Here is a 25,509-nt window from a genome sequence, read left to right as displayed (position 1 = left end):
GGGCACTCCCTCCTCCGTCACGACCGGTCGACCGGTCGCCGCGTGCTCAGCAGACGCGGGCCGGGTAGGCCACCGTCTGCGTGAGGGTCTCGGAGCCCGCCGTGGCGGTCATCGTCACCTGGCTGCCCGGCATGCTCGCCAGGCGGGTGGTGAACGCGGCCGATCCGCTCGCGCCCGCAGCCACCGCGGTGACCGTCTTCGAGCCGTAGGCCGAGGTCATCGCGACGTCGATCGGAGCGGTGCCGCCGTTCTTCGCGAGGACGGTCAGCACCGCCTTCCCGGCGACGCAGCGGGACGTCACGGTCACCGGCGCCGTCAGCGCCGGCGCGGCCGCCTCGGGGACGACGATCTCGCCGATCTTGAGGAACGAGCCCGGCGTGGAGAAGGTCAGCTTCAGGCCGGTGGCCGAGACCGCCGCGAACGGGATCGTGGTCAGCGAGCCGTTCGCCGCCGGAGCGATGTTCTGCGCGGTGGTCGGCTTCCACGTGCCGTCCTGGGCGCGGTAGGCGACGCTCACCGACGCCAGGGTGCCCTCGGCGTTGGTGAAGGTGAGCCCGGCGACGCGGTGCGCCTCGGTGTTCGTCAGCGTGAACTCGGCGCTGCCGGCGAAGGTGCCGTCGGTCCAGGTCGACCAGGGGGTGCCCACGTTGCCGTCGCAGGCGTTCTTCGCGGGAAGGGTCGCGTACTTCGTCTGGCTGAACGACGCCGAGACCGCGGCTCCGGGGACGCGGCAGACGTTCGTCGGCGGCGCAGTGCCCCAGATCTGCACCTCCGAGATCGACTGCCACGTGTTCGCCGCGCTGGTGAGGTGGAGGCGGAGGCCGGTGGTGTCGGGCAGGGAGGACAGGTCGAGGATCGCCGTCGGTGCGGATCCGGTCCCGACCTGGCTGAGGGTGGTGGCGACCGAGGAGGTCGTCCACGCGCCGTTCACCTGGTACTCGACCTCGATCCGCGAGGGCCAGGTGGCGGTCGCACCGTCCTTGTAGGTGGTGACCGTCACCGAGTCGAGGTTCTGCGCCGAGCCCCAGGAGAAGGAGAGGCGGCTGTCGCGCGGGTAGCCGGCCGAGGACCAGTCGTCCCAACCCTTGCCCGCCACGTCGCCGTCGATCAGCTCGCCGGCGAGGTCCGTGCGGCTCGAGACCGCGACGGACGCTCCGGGAGCGAGGTTCGCGATGCCCGGCTCGGCCACCTCGATCGTGCGGGTGAAGCGGCGGCCGGAGGAGAATCCGGCGTCGGCGGCGAGCGTGCCCGTCACCTGCACCGTGCCGAGCTCGGCGGGGCCGGGGGCGGCCCAGGTCACAGCGACGTCGCGGGTCGAGCCGTTGCTCGAGACCGAGACCGTCGAGGGGAGCGCGGCGGCGATGTCGGCACCGCGGCGGACCTGCTTCGGCAGTCGAGCGTCCACGACCGACCAGACGCCCTCGCCGACCCCCTTGTCGTCCCAGTAGGAGAGGTCCCAGCCGGATCCCCAGCGCGCCGGGTCCTCCTGAGCCGGGTTCCGCATCTCGAGGCGGCCGTTCTCGCCGACCGTCATCGGGAGCCAGACGTAGGTCGAGTCCGACTTCCCCTCGTTCCAGCGGTCGCCCATGTAGACGTACTTGCCGGGAGCGAGGGTGAGGACGTTCGTCGACTGCGAGCCGAAGGTCGTCTTGCGGGAGTCGCCGATCGAGAGCAGGCCGTCGCCGCCCTCCGGGATCGCGTTGTAGGCGACGTTCTCGTTCGCGTCGCCCTTCTCGACTCCGCGGGTCCACGCGCCGAGGATCGAGTCGGCGGTGTAGTAGGTCTGCGGGTTCGGCGCCCAGCCGGTCGCCCCGGAGGCGATCGTGTAGTACTTGCCGCCGTTGGCGAAGATCGCGGGCGCCTCGAGGTGTCCGCACTCCTTGACGATCTGGAAGTCGGTGCCGCGCACCGGTGCTCCGGCCGCACCGTCGGCGAAGACGTAGGGGTACGTCCCGTCCGCCGAGTACTGGTCCGCGTCGAGGGTGTCGGTCGTGGTGGTCCGCTCGACGTTGGTGTAGTCGGCGTCGAGCTTCGCCACGTAGAGCGAGTAGTTCTCCTCGGAGGAGTAGGAGATGTACGCGGTGCCGTCCTCGTCCTGGAAGACGGTCATGTCCCGCGCCTGCCCGGGCACGGCGGAGGTGGTGCAGGCCTTGTAGTCCGTGCGGTTGTAGAGGCGGTAGACGCCCTGGAGCGTGAAGGGCCCGGTCGGGCTGTCCGAGACGGCGACTCCCGCCATCGAGCGCGCGTAGGTGCTGCCGCCCGGGGTGGTGCGGCCGTCGGAGTGCCACCACATGACCCACTTGCCGGTCTTCTCGTTGAAGAGGACCTTGGGGCGCTCGAAGATGGCGGTGTTCGGCGAGGCCTGCGTCGTGTCGAGGTGGTGGTCGAGCTCCGTGATGCGGTCGGCGCGAGGGGCTCCGGAGTCGTCGACGGTGTCGTAGAGCGCGTCGAAGTAGGGGGCCTCGAGGTCGGCCGGAGCCGAGACACTGCGGAGCGCGGTGCCCTCGTTCTCCCAGTTGTGGCCGTCGGTGGAGCGGTAGACCGCGACTCCGGGGCTGTTCCAGTAGCCCTTCGTGCGGTCCTCGCCGTACCAGTACTGGACCTGCTGCCCGCCCTCCTCGACGGTGACGATCTGGCCGCCGTGCGCCTGGATGTGGCGGCCGTCGGTGTCGTACCAGGAGGGCTGGAAGTAGCCGGCCGCGGTGCTGCCCGGGTCCTGGACCGCCGGGTAGTCGGTGTAGGTCACGGGCGTCGAGGTGCGGGGCACTCCGTCGTTCGGATCCGTCGCCACGGCGGCCGAGGCCGACTGCGCTCCTGTTCCCAGGAGTGCTGCGACGAGCAGCGCGGCCACCGCTGCGGCGGCCGTTCGTGGTCGAGACGTCATGCTGTGCTCCTTTGCACCGGGGACTTCGCGTATGTTCACGCAAACATCAGGCTTCCACGCGCCTGTGTCGACGTCAACATCCCCGTGCTGCCGCCGCAGCGCTCCGTCGATCGGCCTCGACCTCGCCGCCGCCGGGTCCGCGGCCGCTCAGCCCTGCGCTGCGAACGCCCCGCCCTGCCCGAAGACGAGCTCCGCGAACCGGCGGCCGATCAGCTCGTGCGTCTCCGCGTCCGGGTGGAGACCGTCCGGGAGCGGAAGGCGCTCGGCGTCCTCGGCTCCGTAGAGCGCGAGTCCGTCGAGCGGTCGCAGCAGCGGGTCGTCGGAGCGCGCCGCGACGACCTCGGCCAGCACCTCGCGGACCACCCGCAGGGTGAGCCGTCCGGTCGCGGTGTCGCCGGGCTCTCCCGTCGCGGTGAAGCGCGGCGCCCCCGTCGCGAAGGAGGCGGGATCGACGGCACCCGGTCCGGGGGTGTCCTCGTGGATCCCGCAGAACACAGGAGTGATCAGGAGGAGCGGCGTGGCGGGGTGGCCCTCGCGGATCGTGTCGAGGAAGCCGTGCACCGCGGGCCCGAGGGTGCGGCGGCGCATGCCGTCGAGGTTCACGAGGTTGATGCCGAGTGCGACGCTGATCAGGTCGGCCGGGGTGTCCCGCATCAGGCGCGCGGTGAAGGGGTCGGCGAGGGCGCTCCCGCCGAAGCCGAGGTTCACCAGGCGGGCGCCGCTCGCCCGGGCGGCGACGGCCGGCCAGATCCCGGACGGCCGCGCCGCGTTCGAGCCCTGACTGATCGAGCTGCCGTGGTGCAGCCAGACCGGGCCGGTGAGCGGCGCCGGATCGAGCGGTGCGTCCGAGCGCAGAGCGACGAGGTCGACCGCCTCGTTGTGCGGGAGCAGCAGCTCCACGAGGGACGGCCCGTCGGGGAGCTCCAGCGCGACGGTGTCGAGGAGACCGGGGATCAGGTCCCGGCCGCCGGTCGCGAGGTCGAGCTCGATCGCGTCGCCTCCGGTCAGCTCCTGCGAGGCGGCCACCGTGCCGTCGACCAGTGCGTCGATCGCGCCGCGAGGCCGGGGCAGCCCGCGGTAGGCGACGCGCGTGGCGTGCACGTCGAGCTCGACCCGCCGGGCCCGGGTGAGGAAGGAGATCCGGACGCCCGAGGGCTGCGCCTCCATCAGAAGGAGCTGCGCGTCGGCGTCGCGCTCGCGGGCCCGGCGGGGGAGTCGGTGCGGCCGGACCCCTCGCGGCACGGCTTCCAGCTCGATCGCGCCGTGGACGAACCGCTCGGTGAGGGGGGTGCTGATCATGCGGGGGAGTCCTTCCGGCGGGTCCAGTGGCTGAGGAGGAAGTGCAGGGAGTCGAGGAGCTCGCCCCACGACTGCGCGGCGGGCGGGCTGCTGTGGGCGAAGCTCCCCAGGCGCTCGAGGGTGAGGAAGCCGTTCAGCGCGGCGCCCAGGACCCGGACGGCGTGCACCCGGTCCTCGGCGGGGATCGCGTAGCCGAGGAGGACCGCGTCGGTGAGCTGCACGACGCGACGGGCGGCCGGGGCGGCGACCGCGTCCGGGCCCGCAGTGCGCTGCAGCGACTCCCAGAGGCCCGGCCGTTCGCGGGCGAAGGAGCGGTGAGCGGTGGCGAACCCGTCGAGCGCCCCCCGGGCCGAGCGCCCGGCGATCGCAGCGGCGATGCGGTCGGAGAGCTCGCCGAGGGCGAGGACGGTGATGCCGTCGCGGAGGGCTGCGAGATCGCGGACGTGCGTGTAGAGGCTCGGCGTCTGCACGTCCAGTGAGCGGGCGACCGCGGCCAGGGTCACGGCCGTGAGGCCGTCGGCATCGGCGATCGCGGCGGCCCGGGCGATCACGGCGGAGGAGGTGAGGGAGCGGCGGGGCACGAGGTCATCCTACTAGCCGTAGGAAGTGACCTACAGGCCTGAGGTCACCAGCCCTCGAGGAGCTCGGCCAGGACTCCGTCGACGACGTCCAGGGGGGAGTAGCGGGCGATCGCCGCCGCCATCGCCTGAGCGCGCGAGCGGTAGGACGGTTCGCCCAGCACCCGGGCCACCGCCGCTCGCAGCGCCTCGGCGCTCGGACGACCGGTGCGGAGGTCGATGCCGGCGCCGACGTAGGCCACGCGCGCCGCGACCTCGGGCTTGTCCTCCGCAGCGCCCGCCACGACGAGGGGCACACCGTGGCGGAGGGCCAGGAGGGTGCCGCCGAAGCCGCCGTTGGTGACCACGGCCGCCGTGAGCGGCAGCAGCCGGTCGTAGGGGAGGAACTCCGCCGCCCGCGCGTTCGCAGGGAGCGGCCCGAGCCCGGCGACCGGGGAGCGGCCGGTGCTGACGACGACGAGCACGTCCTCCTCCGCGAGCGCGTCGAGCGTCGGCCGGACGAGCTTGCCGAAGTCGTGGTTGTCCAGGGTGCCCTGCGTGACGTGCACGACCGGGCGGGAGCCGTCGAGGTCGCTCCACCAGGAGGGGAGGGCGGCGGCGGACGGAGCCGGCGGGACGGGACCGGCGAAGACGACGTCCGCGCTGAGATCCGACCGCGGGTACTCGAACTCCGCCGGCCCCAGCTGCACGAATCGGTCGAAGGCTGCGGTGAGGTCGAGGACGAAGGTGCGCAGAGTCCCGCCCGAGGCCTCGGCGACCATCGCGGCGGCGAGCCGCTGGGTTCTGGCGAAGAGGACCCGGGCGACGACCAGGTTCAGAGCCGTGTTGCGCAGGCGTCCGAGGGGTGTGGAGGAGGGCGGCAGCGCCGTGTTGAACGGAGCGACGTCGCGGCTGACCTGCACGAGCGGGCCGATCCCGATGCCCACGATCGGAGGTCGCGCGGAGCGCTCGCCCTCGAGGAGCGGGAGCACGCCGGCGAAGAGGGAGTCGACGACGATCACGTCGACGGGCTCGCGATCGAGGATCGCCCGCACCCCGCGGTACTGATCGGGGATCGTCGCGACGAAGGTCTGCTCCACCTGGTAGCGGGAGAGGGCGAGCCCGCGGTAGCGGTGCAGGTCGGGCAGGAGCCCCGCTTCGTCGCGCTCGTCGAAGTCGGCGCGTCCCGGCAGCGGCACGGACTCGAGGCCGGCGGACCGCGCCGCGTCCGCGAAGCCGGAGCCGGTGAGGGCGATCACCCGGTGTCCGGCGTCGGCCAGATGCCGCCCGATGGCCAGGAGCGGTCCGGCGTGTCCGTAGAGGGGGGTGCTGCACAGCAGGACGGTGGCCACGTCGGCTCCTCGCGTCAGGGGGTCGGGTCGGGATCGCTCGGGGGGAGGAGGAGGCGGGTGAGGGCGTCGCCGAGGAACTGCTCGAGCTCCTCCGCCGACCAGCCGCGCTCGAGGGCCAGGATGTTCCAGAGCTGAGGGCTCGCGAGGGCGTAGAGCACGTCGCCGGCCCGCTCGGTGCTCATGCCGTCGCGGAGGGGTCCGTGCAGCAGTCGCGCGAAGGCCTGCTGGTCGGCGAGGCGGCCGGAGCTCTGCCGGGTGAGGTCCTCCGCGAGTGCGGGATCGTCCTGCGCTGCGCCCGCCATGATGCTCCAGAGCGGCGCCGCCCGGTGCGCCAGGGCCACGGACTCGCGTGCGAGCCGCCGCAGCTGCCGCTCGGGGTCGGTCTCCGCGGCGATCTCGGCGACCCATGCCTGGTCGGTCACGGCCGCCTCCGAGTCCCCGCCCGTCGTCCTCGCGGCGGTCAGGGCCCGCAGGACGTCGGCCTTGGCTCCGACGGCGAGGTAGATGGTCTGCACCGAGACCCCGGCCGTGCGCGCGATCTGCGTGATCGTCGTCGCGGCGTAGCCGTGCTCCGAGAAGAGGGCTGCGGCCGCGTCGAGGATGCGTCCTCGAGTCCTGGCCCGGTCCGCCTCGCCCCTCTCCCGGCGCTTGCGGGAGTCGTAGGGGCGCGGGGTACTCGCCTTCTCGTCGCTGCCGTTCATGGCACCAGCGTAGGCGGGCGTCTCGGATCAGCGGTCGGCGGATGCCCGGCGCAGTGCCCGTCGGGGCGGTCGTGCCGGGGTGCGTGACGACGGAGGAGGGGCGCGGAGTCGGCGGCCGGCGCGGAGGCCGAGGTTCCCGCCGCGGGGTGCCGACGGCGAGCGCGGCGGCGAGGGCGAGGGTGAGCAGGTGCTTCGACAGGAGCTCCTCCGGGTCGCGATCCTCTCAGTGGCGGATCGTCTCCTTCAAACTGTAATGCAATTAGAGTGGAATTGCCATCTAGTCGAATGAGCCGGACCCGGAGACGACGACCGCCCCCGAGCCGGAGGGCTCGAGGGCGGTGGGTCGTGCGGTGCGGCCTAGCCGCCGACCGCCTGGCGAGCACTGTCGAGCCCGCTCGAGAAGGCGTCCGCGGAGGAGACGTTGCCCGCCTCCAGCTCGACCAGTGCGCCCGAGAGCGCGGCGCCGATCGCTCCGGTATCGGGGCCGTCGACGAACGAGGGGAAGTCCTCGACCGAGGTCGCGATGACCTCGCCGATCGCCGAGTCGCCGAAGAACGGATCGGTGTAGGCGCGGACGCTGTCGCTCTGGAGGGCGGCGGTGGCGGCGGGGAACGTGCCGGAGGTGGCGAAGTGGTCCTCCTGACCCTCCGCCGACATCATCGTCTGGATGTACTGCCACGCAGGGCGACGGCGGCCGCGGCGGAGACGGCGGTCAGGATTCTTCTTCTCACGGGAGTCCTCTTCATCGGGGAGTCGCCGCGGCGGTCCGCGGCCTGAGATCGATCTCTTCTCGACGCTAACCCGTGCTCTCGGAAGCATGCGAGCGCTCTGCAGTTCTTCCGGATATCGATCTCAGCGACGTGAGGATCTCGCGCGCTCGAGGACGGCCGCGATCACGGCGGACTTCGCCTCGGCGTAGTCGTTCCCGTCCTCCCAGCGCCGGAGGAGGAGAGACGCCTTCGTGCTGCGGTAGAGCTCGCGGTCGGCCGGATCGGCGCGGAGCCGGTCGCGCAGGAGCAGGTACGCGTCGATCGCGGGATGCCCCTCCTCGTAGACGTGCACGTGGGCGTCCCGTTCGGGGGTGCGGACGAGCCGGTGCCCGGGCTCACGGACGCGGAGGACGTAACCGGCCGCCAGCAGCGGTGCGACGTGGTCCTCCTCCGCCGTGATGTCGGGCACGACGACCAGCACGTCGACGATCGGCTTCGCCGGCAGGCCCGGGACGGAGGTCGAGCCGATGTGCTCGACCCGCACGCCCGGGACCGCGTCGAGGATGCGCCGCCGGTGCTCCTCGAACAGGGCGGACCACTCGGGGTCGTACTCGTGCAGGGCGAGCTCGAGCGGCTCCGGTCCTCCGACGAGCTCGACGGAGACGACGTCGGGGCGGCGGGGGGAGCGGTGCGGAGTCACCGGGTCATCCTGCCAGGGGTGCCGCAGGGCGGGTGCGGTTCACTGGAGCGGTGAGCACCCTCCTCGTCACCGCACACCCCGACCGCGACTCCCTCACAGCCGCCCTCGCCCGGCGGCTGTCGGAGGAGCTCGGCCCCGACGGTGTGGCGGCGGCCGACCTCGACGCCGAGGGCTTCGATCCGCGGTTCGGCGCGGCCGACCGGGACCGCTACCGCGGTGTCGGCCCGGTCCCCGACGACGTCCTCCGCGAGCAGCGACGGCTCGACGGCGTCGACCACCTCGTGCTCGTCTTCCCGGTCTACTGGTGGTCGATGCCCGCGCTGCTGAAGGGCTGGATCGACCGGGTGTTCATCGCCGGCTGGGCCTTCGACATCGACCCCGTCCACGGCACGCGGCGGAAGCTCGGCGGGCTCACCGTCCACCTGGTCCTCGTGGCGGGCGACTCCGCCGGCACGTACGAACGGCACGGCTACGAGCAGGCGCTGCTCACGCAGATCCAGCACGGGATCATCGACTACTGCGGCGCCCGTCGCGGCGGGGCGGTCTTCGTCCACGAGTCCGAGCGCGAGGACGAGGCGGGCCGGCGGGCGGCGGTCGAGGACGCGGTCGCACGGACCACGAGGGCCGTCCGCGGCTAGTCCGCCCGCAGCTCCCCGGTGACGAGGGCCCGGCGCCTCCGACCTGCTGACCCTCCACGGCGCGGAGCACTCGCTCGGCGGGATCGTCGGGGACTCGGTGGCGGAGACGACCGACGCGGACCCCGAGCGAGTCGCCGCGGTGTAGCGGCTCAGCACCGCGTACCTCCGCACGGCGCTCGGCGTCGATCCGCGGAGCCGGGGCGCCGCGCGGGACGCGTTCCGCGCGCACGGCATGGGCGTCGGCCGGATCGACGGGAAGGAGCGGCTGCAGTCGACCCCCGGTGATCACCGCCTCACATGCGCGGTCGGCTCCAACGAGTGCGGCCCTTCCGATCCATCACGAACGGCCCGTCGCCGAGGGGCGGACGGGCCGTTCGTGACGGATGAGCGGCGCGGGTCCTGCCGTCAGCGCGGGGCGCGCAGCCCGGCCAGCGGGCCGCCGTGCAGCGGCTCGGTCTCCCAGCGGGCCGTCGCGGTGCGGTCGGGGGCGAGCTCGACGTGCAGTCGGTGCGGGGTCTCGAGGAACACGATGTCGACCAGGACGCCGTCGCCCGAGGGTCCGGCGCTCGCCGCGAACGGCCCGTCGACGGTCCAGGCTCCCGCGCCGGGCGTCACCGCGAAGCGCTCGTCGCCCTCGGTCAGCGTGAGCGTCCAGCCGCCCTCATCGGCCGTCACCTCGACGGCGTCGGGCCACGATCCGGTCGGCGTGAAGCTCCCGGTCGCGGGGGAGGCGCCCTCGAGCGGAGGCAGGGCGAGCGCCGACAGCCGGTCGGCCAGCCGGGCGTCGGCTTCTGCGGAGGATCCGCGGCCGACCGCGGGGAGCAGGTGCTCCCAGGCGAGCGCGAGCAGCGTCTGCGTGTCCGAAGTCTGGCCCGTCAGCGCGATCACGAGCTCGTGCTCGGGCACGATGAGGCTGAACTGCCCGTACGCGCCGTCCGCGCGGTAGCCGTGCAGCGACCGCTAGAACTGGAAGCCGTAGCACTGCTGCCAGTCGGGTCCGCCGTCCTCGTGGGTCGGGACGTGCGCGCGGGTCGCCTCGGCGACCCACTCCGGCGACAGGATCCGCCGGTCGCCCCAGCGCCCCTCCTGCAGGTACAGCAGTCCGAGCGCGGCGGCCGCCTCGGTGGTGGCGTGCAGGCCGCTGTAGCCGAGCTCGCGCCCGGAGTCGTCGCGCTGCCAGGCGACGTCGCCGATGCCGAGCGGATCCAGCAGGCGCGGGCGGAGGTAGTCGGTCAGCGACTGCCCGCTCACACGCTGCACGATCGCGGCGGCGGCGAAGGTGCACGGCTGGTTGTAGGCGAAGACGCTGCCCGGCTCCTGCTCCGGCGGGAGGAGGAGGAAGCCGCGCACCAGGTCGACCGGGTCCAGCGCCTCGGCGCGGTCGATCGTCTCGGCGGAGTGGCCGCTGGCCATCGCGAGGACGTGACGGACGCGGATCGCACGCGAGCGCGGATCCGTCACCTCGGCGTCGAGCTCGGGGAAGTAGGAGAGGACGGTGGCGTCCAGGTCGACCAGGCCCTCGGCGACCGCGAGGCCGACGGCGGTCGAGGTGAAGCTCTTGCTCAGCGAGTAGAAGAGGTGCAGCCGCTCGGCCGAGTACGGCGCCCACCAGCCCTCGGCGACCACGTCGCCGCCCTGCACGATCATCAGCCCGTGCAGCTCGACGCCGGGTGCGGCCTCGACCGCCTCGACGAAGGCCAGCACTCCCTCGGCGTCGACGGAGCGGGCGGACGGGGTGCTTCTCGGCAGTGAGCGCAACATCCTCCGATGCTACGACCGCGGCGGCGCCGCCTCCGCCCGGGGGCAGGAGGCGGCGCGGCCTAGGCGCCCGGGTCGGCGGGGAAGGGCCCGAGGCCGAGCAGGAAGCGGAGGATCGCGTCGGCCGGCACGCGCAGGGCGGGGCCGGAGCCGAGCTCCCACTCCGCGTCGGTCGGAGCGAGGGTGCGGCCGCGGACGGCGGCGCGGATCGCGAGCGGCGCGCGCTGCAGGCGGTCCAGGGCCACGCCGCCGGTGATGCGGGAGGAGAGGGCGAGCGGGTCGGGGGAGAGCGCGAGCTCGACGCGGACGACCTCGACCAGCTCGGCGACCGAGCGGGGACCCTCGCCGGCGCGGCGAGCGGAGGCGAGAGCGGCCAGGGCCGAGGCGATCTCGGCGGGAGGGGGAGGGGAGGAGGCCTCGCGGGCGCCCATCCGCGTCGCGAGGCGCTGGCCGGTGCTGCTCGAGAGCCGCACGACGAGTTCTCCGAGCAGGGCGTCCCGGGAGACGGCACTGGCCGCCTCGCCCTCCTCGGTGGAGGGGGAGGCGGCCAGGACGGCGAGGCGGTCGAGCCTCTCGGCGACGAGGGGGCGCCAGTCGTTGCTGACGCCCGTCTCGTCGACCGAGGGCCCGGTGCTCAGCGGCAGGAACCGCGACCAGTCGGGCACGACCGCAGGGCCTAGCGTCCGCCCGAGCGGCGCTTGTTGTAGACGTCGAAGGCGACCGCGAGAAGGAGCACGAGGCCCTTGACCGCCTGCTGCCACTCGATGCCGATGCCCATGATCGACATGCCGTTGTTCAGGACGCCGATGATGAGGCCACCGATGATCGCGCCGCCGATGGTGCCGACGCCGCCCTGGACCGCCGCGCCGCCGATGAAGGCGGCCGAGATGGCCTCGAGCTCGAAGCCGTCGCCCGCCTTCGGGCCGGCGAGGTTGAGTCGCGCGGTGAAGACGAGGCCGGCCAGCGCCGCGAGGACGCCCATGTTGACGAACAGCCAGAAGGTGACGTTGCGGGTCTTGATGCCGGACAGCTCCGCGGCGTGCAGGTTGCCGCCGATCGCGTAGACGTGACGGCCGAAGACGGAGCGGTTCATGACCACGCCGTAGATCAGGACGAGCACGGCGAGCACGATCAGGGTGACCGGGATGCCCTTGAAGGTGGCCAGCGCGAAGGAGAAGGCCGCGATCACGACGGAGACGAGGACGAGCTTGGTGACGAACCAGGCGCCCGGCTCGACGCTCTGCGCGTACTTCTGGCGGCCGCGGCGGGTGCGCACGGACTGCACGGCGAAGGCGACGATCGCGAGCGCGCCGATGACGAGCGACAGCGGGTCGAGGTCGGTCTCGCCGAACAGGTCGGTGAGGAAGCCGTTGCCCAGCGCGCGGTACTCGGTCGGGAAGGAGCCGATGTTCGCGTTGCCGAGGACGACGAGCGCCAGGCCGCGGAAGATCAGCATGCCCGCCAGGGTCACGATGAACGCCGGGATCCCGACGTACGCGATCCAGAAGCCCTGCCACGCTCCGACGAGTGCGCCGATGAGGAGGGAGAGGACGATCGACAGCCACCACGGGAGGCCCATGTTGACCGCGAAGACGCCCGAGATCGCTCCGACGAACGCCGCGACCGAGCCGACCGAGAGGTCGATGTGCCCGGCCACGATGACCATCACCATGCCGATGGCGAGGATCAGGATGTAGCCGTTCTGGACGATCAGGTTCGAGATGTTCTGGGGGCGGAGGAGGATGCCGCCGGTCATCACCTCGAACAGCAGCACCACCACGATGAGGGCGATGAAGATGCCGTTCTTGCCGAGGTCGCCCAGCACGTGGCTGAGGCGCTTCGTGAAGGCGTTCTCGGTGGGCTTCACCTGCGCACCGGCCGCGGTGGACGGTTCGTTCTGCAGATCGGTCATCGTTGCTTCTCCTGGGTCATGAGGGTGAGGACCGCCTCGGGCGTCGCCTCGGCGATGGGCAGCTCGCCCGTGATCCGGCCCTCCGACAGCGCGTAGACGCGGTCGCAGATGCCGAGCAGCTCCGGCAGCTCGGAGGAGATGACGATGATCCCCTTACCCTGCGCCGCGAGCCGGTTGATGATGGTGTAGATCTCGTACTTCGCACCCACGTCGATGCCGCGGGTGGGCTCGTCGAGGATGAGGACGTCCGGGTCGGAGTAGATCCACTTCGACAGGACGACCTTCTGCTGGTTGCCGCCGGAGAGCTTCCCGGTCTTGGCGAGCACGGTCGGCGACTTGATGTTCATGCTGCCGCGGTACTCGTTGGCGACCTCGAACTCGCGGTTGTCGTCGACGAGTCCGCCGCGGGCGACCTTGTCGAGGGACGCGAGCGAAATGTTCCGCTTGATGTCGTCGATGAGGTTGAGGCCGTAGTGCTTGCGGTCCTCGGTCGCGTAGGCGAGCCCGTGGGCGATCGCCTCCGAGACGTTGCGGATCTTGATCTCCTTGCCGGCCTTGAAGACCTGGCCCGAGATGCGGCTGCCGTAGGAGCGGCCGAAGAGGCTCATCGCGAACTCGGTGCGCCCGGCGCCCATGAGTCCGGCGATGCCGACGATCTCGCCGCGGTGCACCGACAGGTTGACCTTGTCCACCATGACGCGCGTCGGATCCTGGGGGTGGTGGGCCGTCCAGTCGACCACGCGCAGGATCTCCTCGCCGATGTGCGGCGTGTGGTCCGGGTAGCGGTGGTCCAGGTCGCGGCCGACCATGTCCTTGATGATGCGGTCCTCGGTCACGTCGTCGTGCGCGATCGTCTCGATGGTCTTGCCGTCGCGGATGACCGTGACGGTGTCCGCGATCTTCTTGATCTCGTTCAGCTTGTGGCTGATGATGATCGACGTGATGCCCTGCTCCTTGAGGTGCAGGATCAGGTCGAGCAGGTGGTCCGAGTCCTCGTCGTTCAGGGCCGCGGTGGGCTCGTCGAGGATGAGCAGCTTGACCCGCTTGGAGAGCGCCTTCGCGATCTCGACGAGCTGCTGCTTGCCGACTCCGATCTCCATGATCTTGGTGGTCGGGTTCTCGCGCAGACCCACGCGGGCCAGCAGCGCCGCCGCCTCCTGGTTGGTCTTGTTCCAGTCGATCAGGCCGCCGAAGCCGCGCACCTCGTTGCCGAGGAAGATGTTCTCCGCGATGGAGAGGTAGGGGCTGAGGGCCAGCTCCTGGTGGATGATGACGATGCCCTTGGCCTCCGAGTCGCGGATGCTGGAGAACTGCATCACCTCGTCCTCGAAGACGATGTCGCCCTCGTAGGTGCCGTGCGGATAGACGCCCGACAGGACCTTCATCAGCGTCGACTTGCCGGCGCCGTTCTCCCCGCAGATCGCGTGGACTTCGCCGCGCTGTGCGTTGAGCGTGACGTCCTGGAGCGCCTTCACGCCCGGGAACGTCTTGGTGATGCCGCGCATCTCGAGGATGTTCGAGGTCACGCCGCCTCCCTTCCTTCGTAGTGGGGGAGGGCGCCCACTGGGCGCCCTCCCGGGGTGTTCCTTCTCGGGTGAGGAGAGAGGACTAGCCGTTCACTTCCGCATCCGTGTAGTACCCGCCGTCGACGAGGACGGACTGGATCTGGTCCTTGGTGACGATGACCGGCTCGAGCAGGAAGGACGGGACGACCTTCTTGCCGTTGTCGTAGGTGTCGGTGTCGTTGACCTCGGGCTCGGTGCCCTCGAGCACGGCCTGGGCCATCTTCACGGCCTCCTTGGCGAGCTCGCGGGTGTCCTTGTAGATGGTCGCGTACTGCTCGCCGGCGATGATCGCCTTGACGGAGTCGAGCTCGGCGTCCTGACCGGTGATGATCGGGAAGTCGGAGCCGACGGTGTACCCGGCGTCGGTCAGAGCGGAGATGATGCCGCGGCTGAGGCCGTCGTAGGGCGAGAGGACGCCCTGGACCTTGGAGCCGTCGGAGTACGTCTTGGTGAGGATGTCCTCCATGCGGCTCTGGGCGACCTCGCCGTCCCAGCGGAGCGTGGCGACGGTGTTGAAGTCGGTCTCGCCGGACTTCACGACGAGCGTCTTGTCGTCGATGTACGGCTGGAGGGTGTCCATCGCGCCGTTGAAGAAGAACGTGGCGTTGTTGTCGTCGGGGCTTCCGGCGAACAGCTCGACGTTGAAGGGGCCGGCGGGGGCGTCGGCGGCCTTCGCACCGGTGAGGTCGGTGAGACCGAGGCCCGCGAGGAGCGAGGTGGCCTGCTGGACGCCCACCTTGTAGTTGTCGAAGGTGGCGTAGTAGTCCACGTTCTCGGAGTCGCGGATGAGGCGGTCGTAGGCGATGACGGGGATGTCGTTGGCCTTGGCCTCCTCGAGCACGCTCGTGAGGGTGGTGCCGTCGATCGAGGCGACGATCAGGGCCTTGGCGCCCTTGGTGATCATGTTCTCGAGCTGCGAGACCTGGGTGGGGATGTCGTCCTCGGCGTACTGAAGGTCGACCTGGTAGCCGGCCTCCTCGAGCTGCGACTTGACGTTGTTGCCGTCAGCGATCCAGCGCTCGGACGACTTGGTCGGCATCGCGACGCCGACGAGGCCGCCGTCGCCGGATCCCGAGCCCGAGCCGCCACCGGTTCCGGAGGAGCAGGCGGCGAGGGAGAGGATCATCGCTCCGCCGGCGATGCCGGCGATGAGAGCGCGCTTCATTGTGGTCACTGTGATTCCTTCGTCATTGAATGCAGTGGATGCAGGGCCGCCCTCGGGATCGGGGCGGAGATGTGATGCCATGTGAGCGATCACATTGCGTCATGCTAGACCCGTCGGCGCCGTTCGTGTCAACGCGCACGTCTCGACTCGGTAACGGGACATCGACGGCGCGTCGTGCGCTCTCGGAGCGGTGCTGTCAAGGGTCCCCGGCCCCGGAAGGGAGCCGGAGCCGTCTGCGTTGCGTCCAGCACTGTCGAAAGGACGCACACCATGACGAAGACCTGGTTCATCACCGGCGCCTCGAAGGGCTTCGGCCGCGAGTGGGCCGAGGCGGCGCTCGAGCGCGGCGACTCGGTCGCCGGCACCGCCCGCCGGATCGAGACCCTCGACGCCCTCGTCGAGAAGTACCCCGGGACGTTCCTCCCGCTGACCCTCGACGTGACCGACCGCGCGGCGGACTTCGCCGCCGTGCAGGCCGCTGCCGAGCGCTTCGGGCGCCTGGACGTCGTGATCAACAACGCCGGCTACGGGCACTTCGGCATGATCGAGGAGCTCACCGAGGAGGAGGTCCGCGCGCAGCTCGAGACCAACGTCTTCGGCGCCCTCTGGGTCACGCAGGCCGCGCTGCCGATCCTCCGCGAGCAGGGCTCGGGGCACATCGTCCAGGTGTCGAGCATCGGCGGCATCAGCGCGTTCCCGTCGATCGGCGCCTACCACGCGTCGAAGTGGGCGCTCGAGGGCTTCACCCAGTCGCTGGCCGCCGAGGTCGCCGGCTTCGGGATCCACGTGACCCTCGTCGAGCCCGGCGGGTACTCGACCGACTGGTCCGGTCCCTCCGCGTCGCGCAGCGAGCCGATCGCCGCGTACGACGGGGTCCGCGAGGCCGCGAGCCGTCGCCCCTCCGCCGCTCAGCAGGGCGATCCGAGGGCCTCGCGCCTCGGGATCCTCGCGGTCGTGGACGCGGACGAGCCGCCGCTGCGCATCTTCTTCGGACGCGCGCCGCTGGGCATCGCGACGGCGGACTACGAGTCGCGCCTCGAGACCTGGAAGCGCTGGAACGACGTGTCGATCGCCGCTCACGGCGAGTGATCCCGGGCGGTCGCGGCGCGAGGGCGTCGCGGCCGCCGGTCAGCGCGAGGCGGTGACGCTCGCGCTCCGGGGGACGGCCGTGGATCCGCGGACGACCAGCTGCGGAGCGATCGGTGCCGCCTTCTCCGGCCGGTCGCCCTCGATCAGGCTGAGCAGCGTGGCCACGCACCGGCGTCCGAGCTCCACGAAGTCCTGGCGGACGCTGGTCAGCGGCGGCCAGTAGAACGCCGCCTCGGGGATGTCGTCGAAGCCGATGACGCTGACGTCCTCCGGCACGCGGACCCCGCGCTCGTGGAACGCGCTCATCAGTCCGAGCGCCATCTGGTCGTTCCCCGCGAACACCGCCGTGAAGTCGAGGAAACGCGAGAGCTCCAGGCCCACGCGGTGGCCGCGCTCAGCGCTCCAGTCGCCCAGCAGCGGCGGGCGCAGCGGGATCGAGCGGTGGTCGAGCTCGGCGAGATAGCCCCGCATCCGGGCCTCGGCCTCGATCCAGTCCTGCGGGCCGGCGAGGTGCACGATCTCGGTGTGCCCGAGGTCGATCAGATGCCCGGTGGCGATGCGGGCGCCGGCCATCTGGTCGACGTAGAGCGCGTCGTCGCGGTCGTCCTCGCTCGTCTGCAGCGTCACGTGCGGGATCCGCAGCGCGACTCCGGAGAGGATGTCGAAGACTCGGATCTGCGGCGCGACGACCACGAGGCCCTCGACCGCCTGGTTGAGCAGGTGCCGGATCCCGGCCTGGATCGACGCGCCGTCGGTGCCGTCGACGTTGGCCGTGACGACGAGGTAGCCCGCGTCGCGCGCCGCGACCTCGATGGCCTGGATGCTCGAGGCCGGGCCGTACTGGAGGCTCTGCGAGGACAGCACGCCGACGGTGCGGGTGCGGCTGGTGACGAGGGCCCGCGCGGCGAGGTTGGGGCGGTAGTCGAGCTCGGCCATCACCTCGAGCACGCGCTTCTTCGTCTCGGCGCGGAGGCTCGGGTGGTCGTTCAGGACCCGGGAGACGGTCTGGTGCGAGACGCCGGCCGCGCGGGCGACGTCGTAGATGCTCGGCGCCCGCGACGCGGGCTTGTCTTCCGGCATCGGGCACCGCGGCTCTCTGTGATCGGCGCCTCCGACGCAGGACCGGGGCGCCCTCACGGGCGGCTCGCCCGTCCGCGGGCGCGTGTGAGCACACTTTACGTCCCTCGGCGCGGGGGCCTGCACACCGACGGAACCTCGACGGCTCGGACGGGGCGCCGCCCCAGGATCGGCCGGAGGTTCCGGCGCCGCCGGTGCGGGCGTGCTGGATCGACGCGATCCGCATCTCCGCCCCGCGGTCGTCGCGCGGGTGGTCGCCGCGGTCGGGTCAGCCGTCGAAGACCTCGGCCGAGGCGAAGGCCGCGTCGGAGCGGAGCACGGAGACGAGTTCCGCGGGGCAGTCCTCGAAGACGGTCCTCTCCGGCTGGGGAGGCGTCTCCGCCTCGAAGTCGACGACGAGTCCGTAGCAGGTGTAGACCTCGCTGGGGCCGCTGAACCAGCCGCCCTCATCCGCCTCCCCAGGGATCGGACCGGATGCGAGGAAGAGCGAGAAGCGGGCTTCGCCGTCCGTGACGTCCTCGTCGTAGAGCACCACTCCGCCGTCCTCGAAGGTCGAGGGATCGACCGACTCGGCCTCTCCGTTCCAGCGGGGGACGTCGATTCCCGAGAGATAGGCGGACGGGTCCTCGAGAGGCGGTGGATAAGCCTCCGGATTCAAGCCGTGGAGGATGCCTATCGTCTCGTCGAGTGACCCGTAGACACTCGTGCTGAGCGGATCCTCGACCGCGGCCATCCGCCGCCACAGCCTGCCGTCCATCCCGCTGTCGTGGCCGTGGTACTCCGTCGCGCACGCCGAGAGCGCCGTGATCGACGCCACGATCGCCGCTGCTCTCCACGCCCTGCTGATCGACACCCGGCCCATCCTGCCCGACGCGCCTCGTCAGCGGGCGCGGAGGACCTGCGGGGCCCGGAGGAGGGCGACCGCCGAGAGGGGCCGCGCAGGCGAGTGCGGCGCGGGCGATCTCGACAGGATCGCCGAAGGAGCGCGCGAGCTCCGACTCGTCGCCCGCGACGTGCTCCGAGGCGTCCTCGAGCAGTTCGCGTCGCGACCGCCGAGCGAGGGTCCCTTCCGGAGGTTCGTGAGGATCTTCTCCGCGTCCGTCGCCGTGCGGACCACTACGCCGTGCCTCGCAGGGCCTGGCACTACCCAGCGTGCGGGTCGCGCGTCATCCGGAGCGTGACGATCGCACAGCGATCACAGGCGCCGCCCTGCGGTCCGGGATATTCTCCTTCGTGTGGACGACAGTGACGAGAAGTCCGGGAGAGGCTGGCACATCGATCTCGGCGAGCCGCCGGAGAGCGTGTCCAGCGATGTCGTCGACGCTCTCGATAGGGTCTCCGCGGAATTCGCGGCATTCCGGAACGGTGTTTCCTGGAAAGGCGGGGAGCGGGAATCGGCACTCCGTGGAGCCGCCCGACTCGGGGCCGGAGAGCACCGGCTCGCCGTCGCCTCGGGGCTGACCCGAGACGATGTCCGCTCCTTTCTCGCGGGGGAGCGATAAGCAGTCGGAGAGGTGGTTCCTCTGCGCTTCGACAAGCCGGATCCGAAGGTGGAGAAAGACCTCGAGAAGGCGTGAATCCACGAAGATCGGGGACGACGAGGAGTGGGCTCGGCTCGCGCCTCCCTCGGCGGAGGAGTGACGGGCGCCGTGTCCCGGTGGTGGACCGGCGGCGATCCCGGCGTCCCGAGTCGCGCCGCCTAGTCCCGTCCGCGGAAGAAGCGGATGAGCTCGCGCAGGGCCGGGAGCGTCGCGCTGTCGGCCTCGGTGTCGTCGAGGTCGTCGAAGGACGTGCGGAGCCCGGCGGCCTCGGCGTCGGCGGCGGACTCGAACGCCATCGACCACTCCGGGAACAGGCGCTCCTGGATCGGCTCCGCGAGGAGGGTGCGCAGCTGCGCGTGGCGCTCGTCGGCGGCGATGACGGCCATCCGCTCCCGCAGGACCTCGTCCGGCCCCTCGAGCACCTGGAGGAACCGGCCGTCGCGGTGCAGGAGCATGCCGGTCAGGCCGAGGCGCTCGTTGGTCGCGCGGCACTGGGCGAGCAGCGCGGGAAGGTCGGCGTCCGCGAAGCCGGCAGAGGTGCGGCTGGAGTAGACGAGGGAGAGCACGGCGTCCGTTCCTGGTGGGGGGAGGCGGGCGCCTCCGCTCCCAGTGGACCACCGACGGGGCCGCTCGCACGGCCACTTCCCCCGGCGGCGGCGGCCTGCTGGAGCTAGCCGACCGTGATCGGAGCGGCGGACGGACGGGTGCCCTGCCGCATCCAGACGAAGAAGCCGACCAGGGTGAACGCGCCGTAGAAGACGTACATCAGCCCCGACGCGTAGTAGCCGGCCGAGAACAGCAGCGGCACGCCGACCAGGTCGACGGCCACCCAGATGAGCCAGAACTCGGTCCAGCCCTTCGCCATGCCGTAGGTGGCGAGGACGGAGCCGACGAAGATCCACGCGTCGCTCCAGACCGGCTCGTAGGAGCCGAGCGCGCGGAACACGGGGGTCAGCACCGCGGTGCCGCCGACCATCCCGAGCACCAGCAGGCCGCGGGTGCGCCACGACGCCCAGCGCGGCTCGATCAGGGTCGTGGAGTCGTCGGGGCGGTGGGTCCACCGGTACCAGCCGTAGACGCTGACCAGGATGAACATCACCTGCCGCCCGGCCTGCCCGAGCAGGTTGACGGGGTTGGGAGTGCCGAACAGAGCACCCATGAAGACCGTGAACAGCAGCACATTGCCGATGAGGCCGACCGGCCAGGCCCAGACCTTCCGCCGCATCCCGCCGAGGGCGCTGAGGAGCCCGAAGACGTTGCCGATGACCTCCCGCCAGAGGACGGTCTGCTCGCCGATGACGATCTGCGCGTCGAACAGCCAGTGCACGAGGTCCACGAGGCCTTCTTCCTGAATCGGGATGCCGGGTGGTGCAACCCTGCCCCATCCCGGGCCATTCCCGTCGCGGGCGGATGCGCGCCGGCGACCGTAGGCTGGCGGGATGACGTCCCGGGTGCGACTCCTGCTGGCCTCGTCGCACCCCGGGCCGACCGTGACGGTCACCGTGCTGGCGACCGTGATCGCGGCGGCGTCCGGGCATCCGCTCGGGCAGGTCGTGCTGGTGGCGCTCGCCGTGCTCCTCGGGCAGCTCTCGATCGGGCTCGCGAACGACTGGATCGACGCCGACCGCGACCGCGCGGTGGGGCGCACCGACAAGCCGGTCGCGCAGGGGCTGATCGGCGTAGGCGCCGTCCGCGCGGCCGCACTGGGCACGGCCGCGGCCGCCGTGGTGCTCTCGCTGCTGCTCGGACCGGTCGCCGCGGTCGCGCATCTGATGCTGGTCGCCGCGGGCTGGGCCTACGACGCGGGGCTCAAGCGCACGGTCTGGTCGGTCGCTCCGTTCGTGGTCGCCTTCGGGCTGCTGCCGGTGGTGGCGGTGGCGGCGGGCGACGGCCGGCTCCCCGCCTGGTGGGCGATCGCGACCGGGGCCGTGTTCGGCGTCGCCATCCACTGCACGAACGTGCTCCCCGATCTGGTCGACGACGAGGCCACCGGGGTCCGCGGCTTCCCCCACCGCCTCGGCCTGCGGCTCTCCGGAGTCGTCGCCTTCGGATCGCTGGTGGTAGCCGCGCTGCTCGTGCTCGTCGGACAGCTCGTCGGCGACCAGCCGGTGCGCGGGACGGGCGTGGTGCTCGCGGTGATCGGGACCCTCGCGGTGGTCGTGCTCGCCGCCGCGGGCGTCCGCCTGGTGCTGAGCGGCCCGCCGACGCGCACCCTCTTCCGGCTCGTGATCGCGGCGTCGCTCGTGCTGGTGGTCGAGCTCGGGCTGGCGGGCGCGCGGCTGGTCGGCTGACCGGCCGCCCGCGACCTCAGGACCAGCGCATCGCGTAGACGCGGGCGAGCAGGTCCGAGGTCGGCAGGGTGAGGGCGGTGCGCAGGAACGCCTCGCGGCCGCGGTGCGCGAGCGTGCCGAGCGGTCGTCCGAGCGCCATGTTCGCCTCCGCCTGCCGCGCCGCGCGCCGGGCCGCGGTGGTGCGCCGCCGGGCGAAGCCGGGCCAGGGGCCGGCCTCGCCGCGGCGCACGGCACCGGCCAGGAGCGGAGCGAGCTCGGCGGCGTCGAGCCAGCCGAGGTTCATGCCCTGCCCGCCGATCGGACTGATCTCGTGCGCGGCGTCGCCGATGAGGACGACGCGGCCGACCCCCATCCGCTCGGCCTCGCGGCGCCGCACCTGGAAGCCGCTGAGCATCGTGCAGGTCTCCGGGTCGGCGTCGGCGCCCGTCCGATCGCGGACCGCGGCGGCCAGGGCGCGCGCGGCCTCCTGGTCGGGGGCCTCCTCGGGTCGCCAGGCGGGGGCGCCGAGGGAGCGGTCGGGCCCGCTCAGCGCGACGTAGCGGCGCCGTCCGCCCGGCAGCGGGAAGGACTCCACGACTCCCGCCGGGCCGACGTCGACGAGCGCGGTGCCGGTGAGGCCGCCGGGCTCGGGGTCGGCGAAGTCGCCCATCACATAGCGGTCCGGGTAGTCGCGGCCGGTGGTGCGGATCCCGAGCAGGTCGCGGACGGTGCTCCGGGCGCCGTCGGCTCCGACGACGAAGGCGGCGCGGACCGAGACGGGCTCACCGCCCGGTCCGGTGCCGGTCGCCTCGACGCCGGAGCCGCGGCGGAGCAGGCCGGTCAGCGCGATCCCGGGGCGCAGCGCCTCCGGGGCCAGTGCCTCGAGGCGCTGGCGGAGGATCGCCTCGGTGCGGTGCTGATCGAGGGTGACGACGTAGGGGTGCGTCGCGGACGCGCGCGCGAACGAGAGCGTGCCGAGGGTGCGGCCCCGGCTGCGCGCGACGCCCTCGCGGACGCGCGTGGCCTCGGCCAGCACGGGAGCATCGGCGCCGACCGCGGCGAACACGTCGAGCGACGGCGGGTGGATGCCGATCGCCCGCGAGCCGCGCGGCACCGAGGAGCGCCGCTCCCACACCTGCACACCCGCCCCGGCCTGCGCCAGGAGCGCGCCGAGCAGGAGTCCGACCGGACCGCCGCCGACCACGAGCACGTCCGTCTCCGCTGTCACGGGTCGAGCCTAGGGAGAGGCGGCGCGGCGGGCGAGGGGGTGCGCTCGACCGCCGCGCGTGCTCAGGGTGCCAGCGGAGGCGTCAGAGCGCGTCGACGGCGGCGAGCACGTCCTCGGTCTCGGTGCGCGTCGTGTAGTCGACGTGCACGTCGGCCGTGCGGACGATCCGGTCGGCGTCGACGACCAGGACGGTCGGGTACGGGACGGCCGGGGTGTCGTCGGCGTTGCTGTCCTTCACGGCGAAGCCGAGCGCGGTGTGCGCCTCCTGCGCCTCGCCGCTGGGGGCGGTGACGATGCCGAGAGCGCTCGCCAGCGCGTTGCCGGGGTCGGAGACGACGGTGAAGCCCAGGTCGCCGTTCGCGACGGCCGCGCGCGACCCGTCGGGGGTCTGCGGGCTGACCGCGACGAGAGCGACCCCGCGCGAGGCGAGCTCGGGGGCGAGGGTCTCGTTGTAGTGCTTGAGCGTGATGTTGCAGTACGGGCACCAGGCTCCGCGGTAGAAGACGAGGACGGCCGGGCCCGCGCCGAGGACGTCCGCGAGGTCGACGGTGTCGCCGTCGACGGTCACGACGGAGGCGGCGGGGAGCGCGGCGCCGGCGGTGACGGCTCCGCTCGGAGCGCCGGCGGCGACGAGGTCGTCGCGCTCGCCGGAGAAGACGGCGGCGAGCTCGGGGCCGACCGTGTCGTCGAAGCCGACGGTGAACTCGTCGAGCTGCGTGCGGACGGAGGTGCTGGTCATCGGAAGTCCTTCGGTCGTGACGGTCGGTGTCCCCCGTCCGGGAGCCTAGGCTCGCGACGAGCCGGGCGCCGCGTGCGCGTCATGCGGCGTCACACGACGGCCGACGCGTGTCGGCCGGCGCGCGGACAGGGGACCGACCCCGTCACTCCGGGGCGACGACCAGCGCGCCGCCGGCCGAGCGCGAGACGCACGGCATGATCCAGCGCTCGTGCTCCTCCGGGGTCAGCACCAGGTCGCGGTGCTCCGCCGTGCCGCCGACCAGGCGGAGGCGGCAGGTGCCGCAGGTGCCCGACTCGCAGGAGGAGTCGACGTCGATCCCGGAGGAGCGGAGCGCGGTGAGGAGCGAGCGGTCGGCCGCGACCTCGACGGCGGCTCCCGTCGGCTCCCACACGGCGGCGAAGGGGACGGCCCGGTCGCCGACGGCGTCGACGCCCGCGAAGTCCTCGACGTGGATCCGGCTCGGGCGCCAGTGCATCGTGAGGGCGAGGACCTCGTCGATCAGCGCGGACGGACCGCAGCAGTAGATCCGGGCGTCGTCGTCGGGCGCGGCGACGAGCGGCCAGAGGTCGAGCCGGCCGTGGATCGCACTGTGGTGCAGGAGGGAGCCGTCGGCGGAGAACTCGTCGAGCCACGCGGTGTCCTCGGGGGTGCGGCTGAGGTACACGACCTGCACGGCCGATCCCTGCGCCCGGAGCTCGGCGGCCATCGCGCGGATCGGAGTGACCCCGATCCCGCCCGCGATCAGGAGGTACCGGGCGGCGGGCTCGAGGGCGAAGGTGTTCGCGGGAGGCGCGGAGGCGAGGACGTCGCCGACGCGGACGTCGTCGTGGAGGCTCCGCGATCCGCCCCGCCCCTCGGGCTCCCGGCGCACCGCGATCGCGTAGTGCGACGGCTCCGGGGATCCCGGCTCGACGAGGCTGTAGCTGCGGCGCTCGCCGGAGGGGGTGGTGAGCGTGAGGTGCGCGCCGGCCGAGTAGCCGGGCAGCGGGGCGCCGTCCTCGCTCCGCAGCACGAAGCGGGTGACGGCCGGGGTGAGCGCCTCGCGCTCGGCCACCACGAGCAGCAGCTCAGCCACGGAGCACCAGCTCGTCGCCCACGCCGAGCGTGCCGCCGTCGAGGACCTCCGCGTAGACGCCGAGGAGCTCGTGGCCGTAGGTCTCGTGCAGCAGCCGGGGGACCGGCAGGTCGCGCCGACCGGTGCCCGGCTCGACCTCGGTCGCGGCGCACCGCTCGGTGGCCTTCGTGATCCGCAGCCGCAGCCCGCCCGCGGTGAGCTCGCGCCCGAGCAGCTCGAGCTCACTCCACGCGGGCAGCCCCTCGAGGTGGATGTTCCCGCGGAACCGCAGCGGATCGACGCTCCGGCCGCAGCGCTCGGCGAGGTCGCGGACGCTCGCCAGGTTGATCAGGGAGACGTACTCCATCTCGACGTCGGAGTTGTGCGCGGTGTCGGTGTAGCGGCGCCCCTCGTCCTGCGCGATCACCGGCTCGACGCCGGGCGGCAGGTCGAGCACGCGCGCGGCGAAGGAGCGCAGCGCGGCCCGTCCGTCCTCCGTGCCGAGGTCGGCGGAGAGGACCCGGTGGCCGCGGACGTCGACGGTGAGCACTCCGCTGCCGGGGTCGAGGTGCGTGGTCAGCCCGGCGAGGCGGGCCTCGGCGACGAGCACGAAGTACTCGCGCTTGGAGATGCCGTGCCGCAGGCCGGGCCGGTAGGCGCCGCCGGGGCGGGCGAGCGCGATCGTGCGGTCGAAGGGGACGCCGCGGCCGGCGGTGAGCTCGACGCGGGGGATCGGCTGCGGGGTCAGGCCCTTCACCGGGTAGACGAAGAGGCCGTCCACGCGTGTCGTCATGCCCCCATCCTGGCGCATCGCAGGGGGAGCCGCCGCGGCGCGGGAGACCCCGAGGAACGGGCGCGGCGCCGTGCGGATCCTGCGAGGGCGGAGGGACGGATCCGCTTCAGCGAGCCTCGTCAGTACTGGAGCGAGAGGCCGACCAGGGGCGGGACGACGAGCGCGCCCAGCTCGACGATCGCGACGCTCGCTCCGACGCCGAGCGTGACGGCCGAGAGCAGCCGGGCGCGGTCCTTCCGAGCGACGCCGATGACGCCGACGATCGCGGTCGCCGTCGCGAGCACGAGCATCGTGACCCCGAGGGCGGCGAAGAGCGCCCCGATCTGCGTGGTGTCGAATCCGCCCTGGAACGCGAGGACCGGGATGGCCGTGGTGAGCGCGGTCCGCCCGATCTGCGCGAGGACGAGGACGATCGCGAGGACGAGGCCGACGATGCCGACCACGTCGCGGGGGCGGGACTGAGGGGCGGCGCCGTGG

Annotated in this window: 26 protein-coding genes; 4 read left to right on the top strand and 22 right to left on the bottom strand. The window is 72.5% G+C overall.

The features are described from left to right. Positions 1-46: 46 nt before the first annotated feature. The 7 genes from C5D44_RS11865 to C5D44_RS11835 form a co-directional block, all read right to left on the bottom strand. Positions 47-2,884 (bottom strand): discoidin domain-containing protein, encoded by a 2,838-nt coding sequence (locus tag C5D44_RS11865; protein WP_104281750.1) that lies wholly within the window; start codon positions 2,882-2,884, stop codon positions 47-49. Positions 2,885-3,031: 147 nt separating this feature from the next. Further along, positions 3,032-4,183, bottom strand: coding sequence for a GDSL-type esterase/lipase family protein (locus tag C5D44_RS11860; RefSeq protein WP_104281749.1), 1,152 nt, complete (start codon positions 4,181-4,183; stop codon positions 3,032-3,034). Next, positions 4,180-4,764, bottom strand: coding sequence for a TetR-like C-terminal domain-containing protein (locus tag C5D44_RS11855; RefSeq protein WP_104281748.1), 585 nt, complete (start codon positions 4,762-4,764; stop codon positions 4,180-4,182). Before C5D44_RS11855 ends, C5D44_RS11860 begins: the two co-directional genes overlap by 4 nt. A 44-nt stretch (positions 4,765-4,808) precedes the next feature. Next, complete coding sequence (locus tag C5D44_RS11850) at positions 4,809-6,092, bottom strand: glycosyltransferase (protein ID WP_104281747.1); 1,284 nt, start codon at positions 6,090-6,092, stop codon at positions 4,809-4,811. Between the two features lie 14 nt (positions 6,093-6,106). After that, complete coding sequence (locus C5D44_RS11845; RefSeq protein WP_104276709.1) at positions 6,107-6,793, bottom strand: TetR/AcrR family transcriptional regulator; 687 nt, start codon at positions 6,791-6,793, stop codon at positions 6,107-6,109. A gap of 357 nt (positions 6,794-7,150) precedes the next feature. After that, entirely contained in the window at positions 7,151-7,453 is a 303-nt protein-coding gene (locus C5D44_RS11840; RefSeq protein WP_146082536.1) for a hypothetical protein, read from the bottom strand. A 192-nt stretch (positions 7,454-7,645) separates the two neighbouring features. Continuing rightward, positions 7,646-8,203: a GrpB family protein gene (locus C5D44_RS11835; protein WP_104276707.1), complete on the bottom strand. Its 558-nt coding sequence runs from the start codon at positions 8,201-8,203 to the stop codon at positions 7,646-7,648. 50 nt (positions 8,204-8,253) lie between these two features. On the opposite strand from C5D44_RS11835, the gene C5D44_RS11830 reads away from it, so the two are divergent. Then, positions 8,254-8,841 (top strand): NAD(P)H-dependent oxidoreductase, encoded by a 588-nt coding sequence (locus C5D44_RS11830; protein WP_104281746.1) that lies wholly within the window; start codon positions 8,254-8,256, stop codon positions 8,839-8,841. 405 nt (positions 8,842-9,246) lie between these two features. Here C5D44_RS11830 and C5D44_RS18325 read toward each other — a convergent pair whose 3' ends face one another. The 6 genes from C5D44_RS18325 to chvE all read right to left on the bottom strand — a co-directional run bounded on the left by C5D44_RS18325 (position 9,247) and on the right by chvE (position 15,241). Then, positions 9,247-9,747 carry a hypothetical protein gene (locus C5D44_RS18325; protein WP_219815344.1) on the bottom strand — a complete coding sequence of 167 codons (501 nt, stop codon included), beginning with the start codon at positions 9,745-9,747 and terminating at the stop codon, positions 9,247-9,249. A 54-nt stretch (positions 9,748-9,801) separates the two neighbouring features. Further along, on the bottom strand, positions 9,802-10,602 hold the full coding sequence (locus C5D44_RS18320) for a serine hydrolase (RefSeq protein ID WP_219815343.1): 801 nt from the start codon (positions 10,600-10,602) through the stop codon (positions 9,802-9,804). A 59-nt stretch (positions 10,603-10,661) separates the two neighbouring features. Beyond that, positions 10,662-11,264 (bottom strand): hypothetical protein, encoded by a 603-nt coding sequence (locus C5D44_RS11815; protein ID WP_104281745.1) that lies wholly within the window; start codon positions 11,262-11,264, stop codon positions 10,662-10,664. A gap of 11 nt (positions 11,265-11,275) precedes the next feature. Further along, on the bottom strand, positions 11,276-12,511 hold the full coding sequence (gene mmsB / locus C5D44_RS11810; protein ID WP_104224982.1) for a multiple monosaccharide ABC transporter permease: 1,236 nt from the start codon (positions 12,509-12,511) through the stop codon (positions 11,276-11,278). Then, positions 12,508-14,037 (bottom strand): multiple monosaccharide ABC transporter ATP-binding protein, encoded by a 1,530-nt coding sequence (gene mmsA / locus C5D44_RS11805; protein ID WP_104256398.1) that lies wholly within the window; start codon positions 14,035-14,037, stop codon positions 12,508-12,510. The genes mmsB and mmsA overlap by 4 nt, the downstream gene beginning before the upstream one ends. A gap of 82 nt (positions 14,038-14,119) precedes the next feature. Continuing rightward, the gene (chvE, locus tag C5D44_RS11800) at positions 14,120-15,241 is read right to left on the bottom strand and encodes a multiple monosaccharide ABC transporter substrate-binding protein (RefSeq protein WP_104224984.1); all 1,122 of its coding nucleotides are present in this window, start codon (positions 15,239-15,241) and stop codon (positions 14,120-14,122) included. A 270-nt stretch (positions 15,242-15,511) separates the two neighbouring features. Here chvE and C5D44_RS11795 point away from each other — a divergent pair, with 270 nt between their 5' ends. After that, positions 15,512-16,330 carry an SDR family oxidoreductase gene (locus C5D44_RS11795; protein ID WP_104276702.1) on the top strand — a complete coding sequence of 273 codons (819 nt, stop codon included), beginning with the start codon at positions 15,512-15,514 and terminating at the stop codon, positions 16,328-16,330. 39 nt (positions 16,331-16,369) lie between these two features. Here C5D44_RS11795 and C5D44_RS11790 read toward each other — a convergent pair whose 3' ends face one another. Next, on the bottom strand, positions 16,370-17,410 hold the full coding sequence (locus C5D44_RS11790) for a LacI family DNA-binding transcriptional regulator (protein ID WP_104276701.1): 1,041 nt from the start codon (positions 17,408-17,410) through the stop codon (positions 16,370-16,372). 265 nt (positions 17,411-17,675) lie between these two features. Continuing rightward, positions 17,676-18,260, bottom strand: a complete 585-nt coding sequence (locus C5D44_RS11785) for a hypothetical protein (RefSeq protein WP_146088038.1) — start codon at positions 18,258-18,260, stop codon at positions 17,676-17,678. A 382-nt stretch (positions 18,261-18,642) separates the two neighbouring features. On the opposite strand from C5D44_RS11785, the gene C5D44_RS11775 reads away from it, so the two are divergent. Then, the gene (locus C5D44_RS11775; RefSeq protein ID WP_104281742.1) at positions 18,643-18,909 is read left to right on the top strand and encodes a hypothetical protein; all 267 of its coding nucleotides are present in this window, start codon (positions 18,643-18,645) and stop codon (positions 18,907-18,909) included. A 197-nt stretch (positions 18,910-19,106) separates the two neighbouring features. Here the strand turns inward: C5D44_RS11775 and C5D44_RS11770 are convergent, their stop codons facing one another. Then, positions 19,107-19,514 (bottom strand): BLUF domain-containing protein, encoded by a 408-nt coding sequence (locus tag C5D44_RS11770; protein WP_104281741.1) that lies wholly within the window; start codon positions 19,512-19,514, stop codon positions 19,107-19,109. A 104-nt stretch (positions 19,515-19,618) separates the two neighbouring features. Further along, on the bottom strand, positions 19,619-20,284 hold the full coding sequence (gene pnuC, locus C5D44_RS11765; RefSeq protein ID WP_104227403.1) for a nicotinamide riboside transporter PnuC: 666 nt from the start codon (positions 20,282-20,284) through the stop codon (positions 19,619-19,621). Positions 20,285-20,387: 103 nt separating this feature from the next. Between pnuC and C5D44_RS11760 the strand changes: the two genes are divergently transcribed. After that, a complete protein-coding gene (locus C5D44_RS11760) occupies positions 20,388-21,239 on the top strand; it encodes a UbiA family prenyltransferase (RefSeq protein WP_104281740.1) in 852 nt (283 codons plus the stop codon). A gap of 16 nt (positions 21,240-21,255) precedes the next feature. On the opposite strand, the gene C5D44_RS11755 is transcribed toward C5D44_RS11760, so the two are convergent. The 5 genes from C5D44_RS11755 to C5D44_RS18100 form a co-directional block, all read right to left on the bottom strand. Then, a complete protein-coding gene (locus C5D44_RS11755) occupies positions 21,256-22,446 on the bottom strand; it encodes an NAD(P)/FAD-dependent oxidoreductase (protein ID WP_104281739.1) in 1,191 nt (396 codons plus the stop codon). Positions 22,447-22,528: 82 nt separating this feature from the next. Further along, a complete protein-coding gene (locus C5D44_RS11750) occupies positions 22,529-23,185 on the bottom strand; it encodes a peroxiredoxin-like family protein (RefSeq protein WP_104276694.1) in 657 nt (218 codons plus the stop codon). Positions 23,186-23,327: 142 nt separating this feature from the next. After that, positions 23,328-24,260, bottom strand: a complete 933-nt coding sequence (locus C5D44_RS11745) for a PDR/VanB family oxidoreductase (RefSeq protein WP_104281738.1) — start codon at positions 24,258-24,260, stop codon at positions 23,328-23,330. Further along, positions 24,253-25,032, bottom strand: coding sequence for an MOSC domain-containing protein (locus C5D44_RS11740; protein ID WP_181110339.1), 780 nt, complete (start codon positions 25,030-25,032; stop codon positions 24,253-24,255). The genes C5D44_RS11745 and C5D44_RS11740 overlap by 8 nt, the downstream gene beginning before the upstream one ends. A gap of 119 nt (positions 25,033-25,151) precedes the next feature. After that, positions 25,152-25,509, bottom strand: a 358-nt coding sequence (locus tag C5D44_RS18100; RefSeq protein WP_181118498.1) for a hypothetical protein, incomplete at its 5' end; no start/stop codon positions are given.

Origin of the sequence: Rathayibacter sp. AY1B5 (genome assembly GCF_002932795.1) — a bacterium.
In the GTDB taxonomy this organism is placed as follows: domain Bacteria; phylum Actinomycetota; class Actinomycetes; order Actinomycetales; family Microbacteriaceae; genus Rathayibacter.
This window is presented reverse-complemented; position numbering and strand designations above follow the sequence as displayed.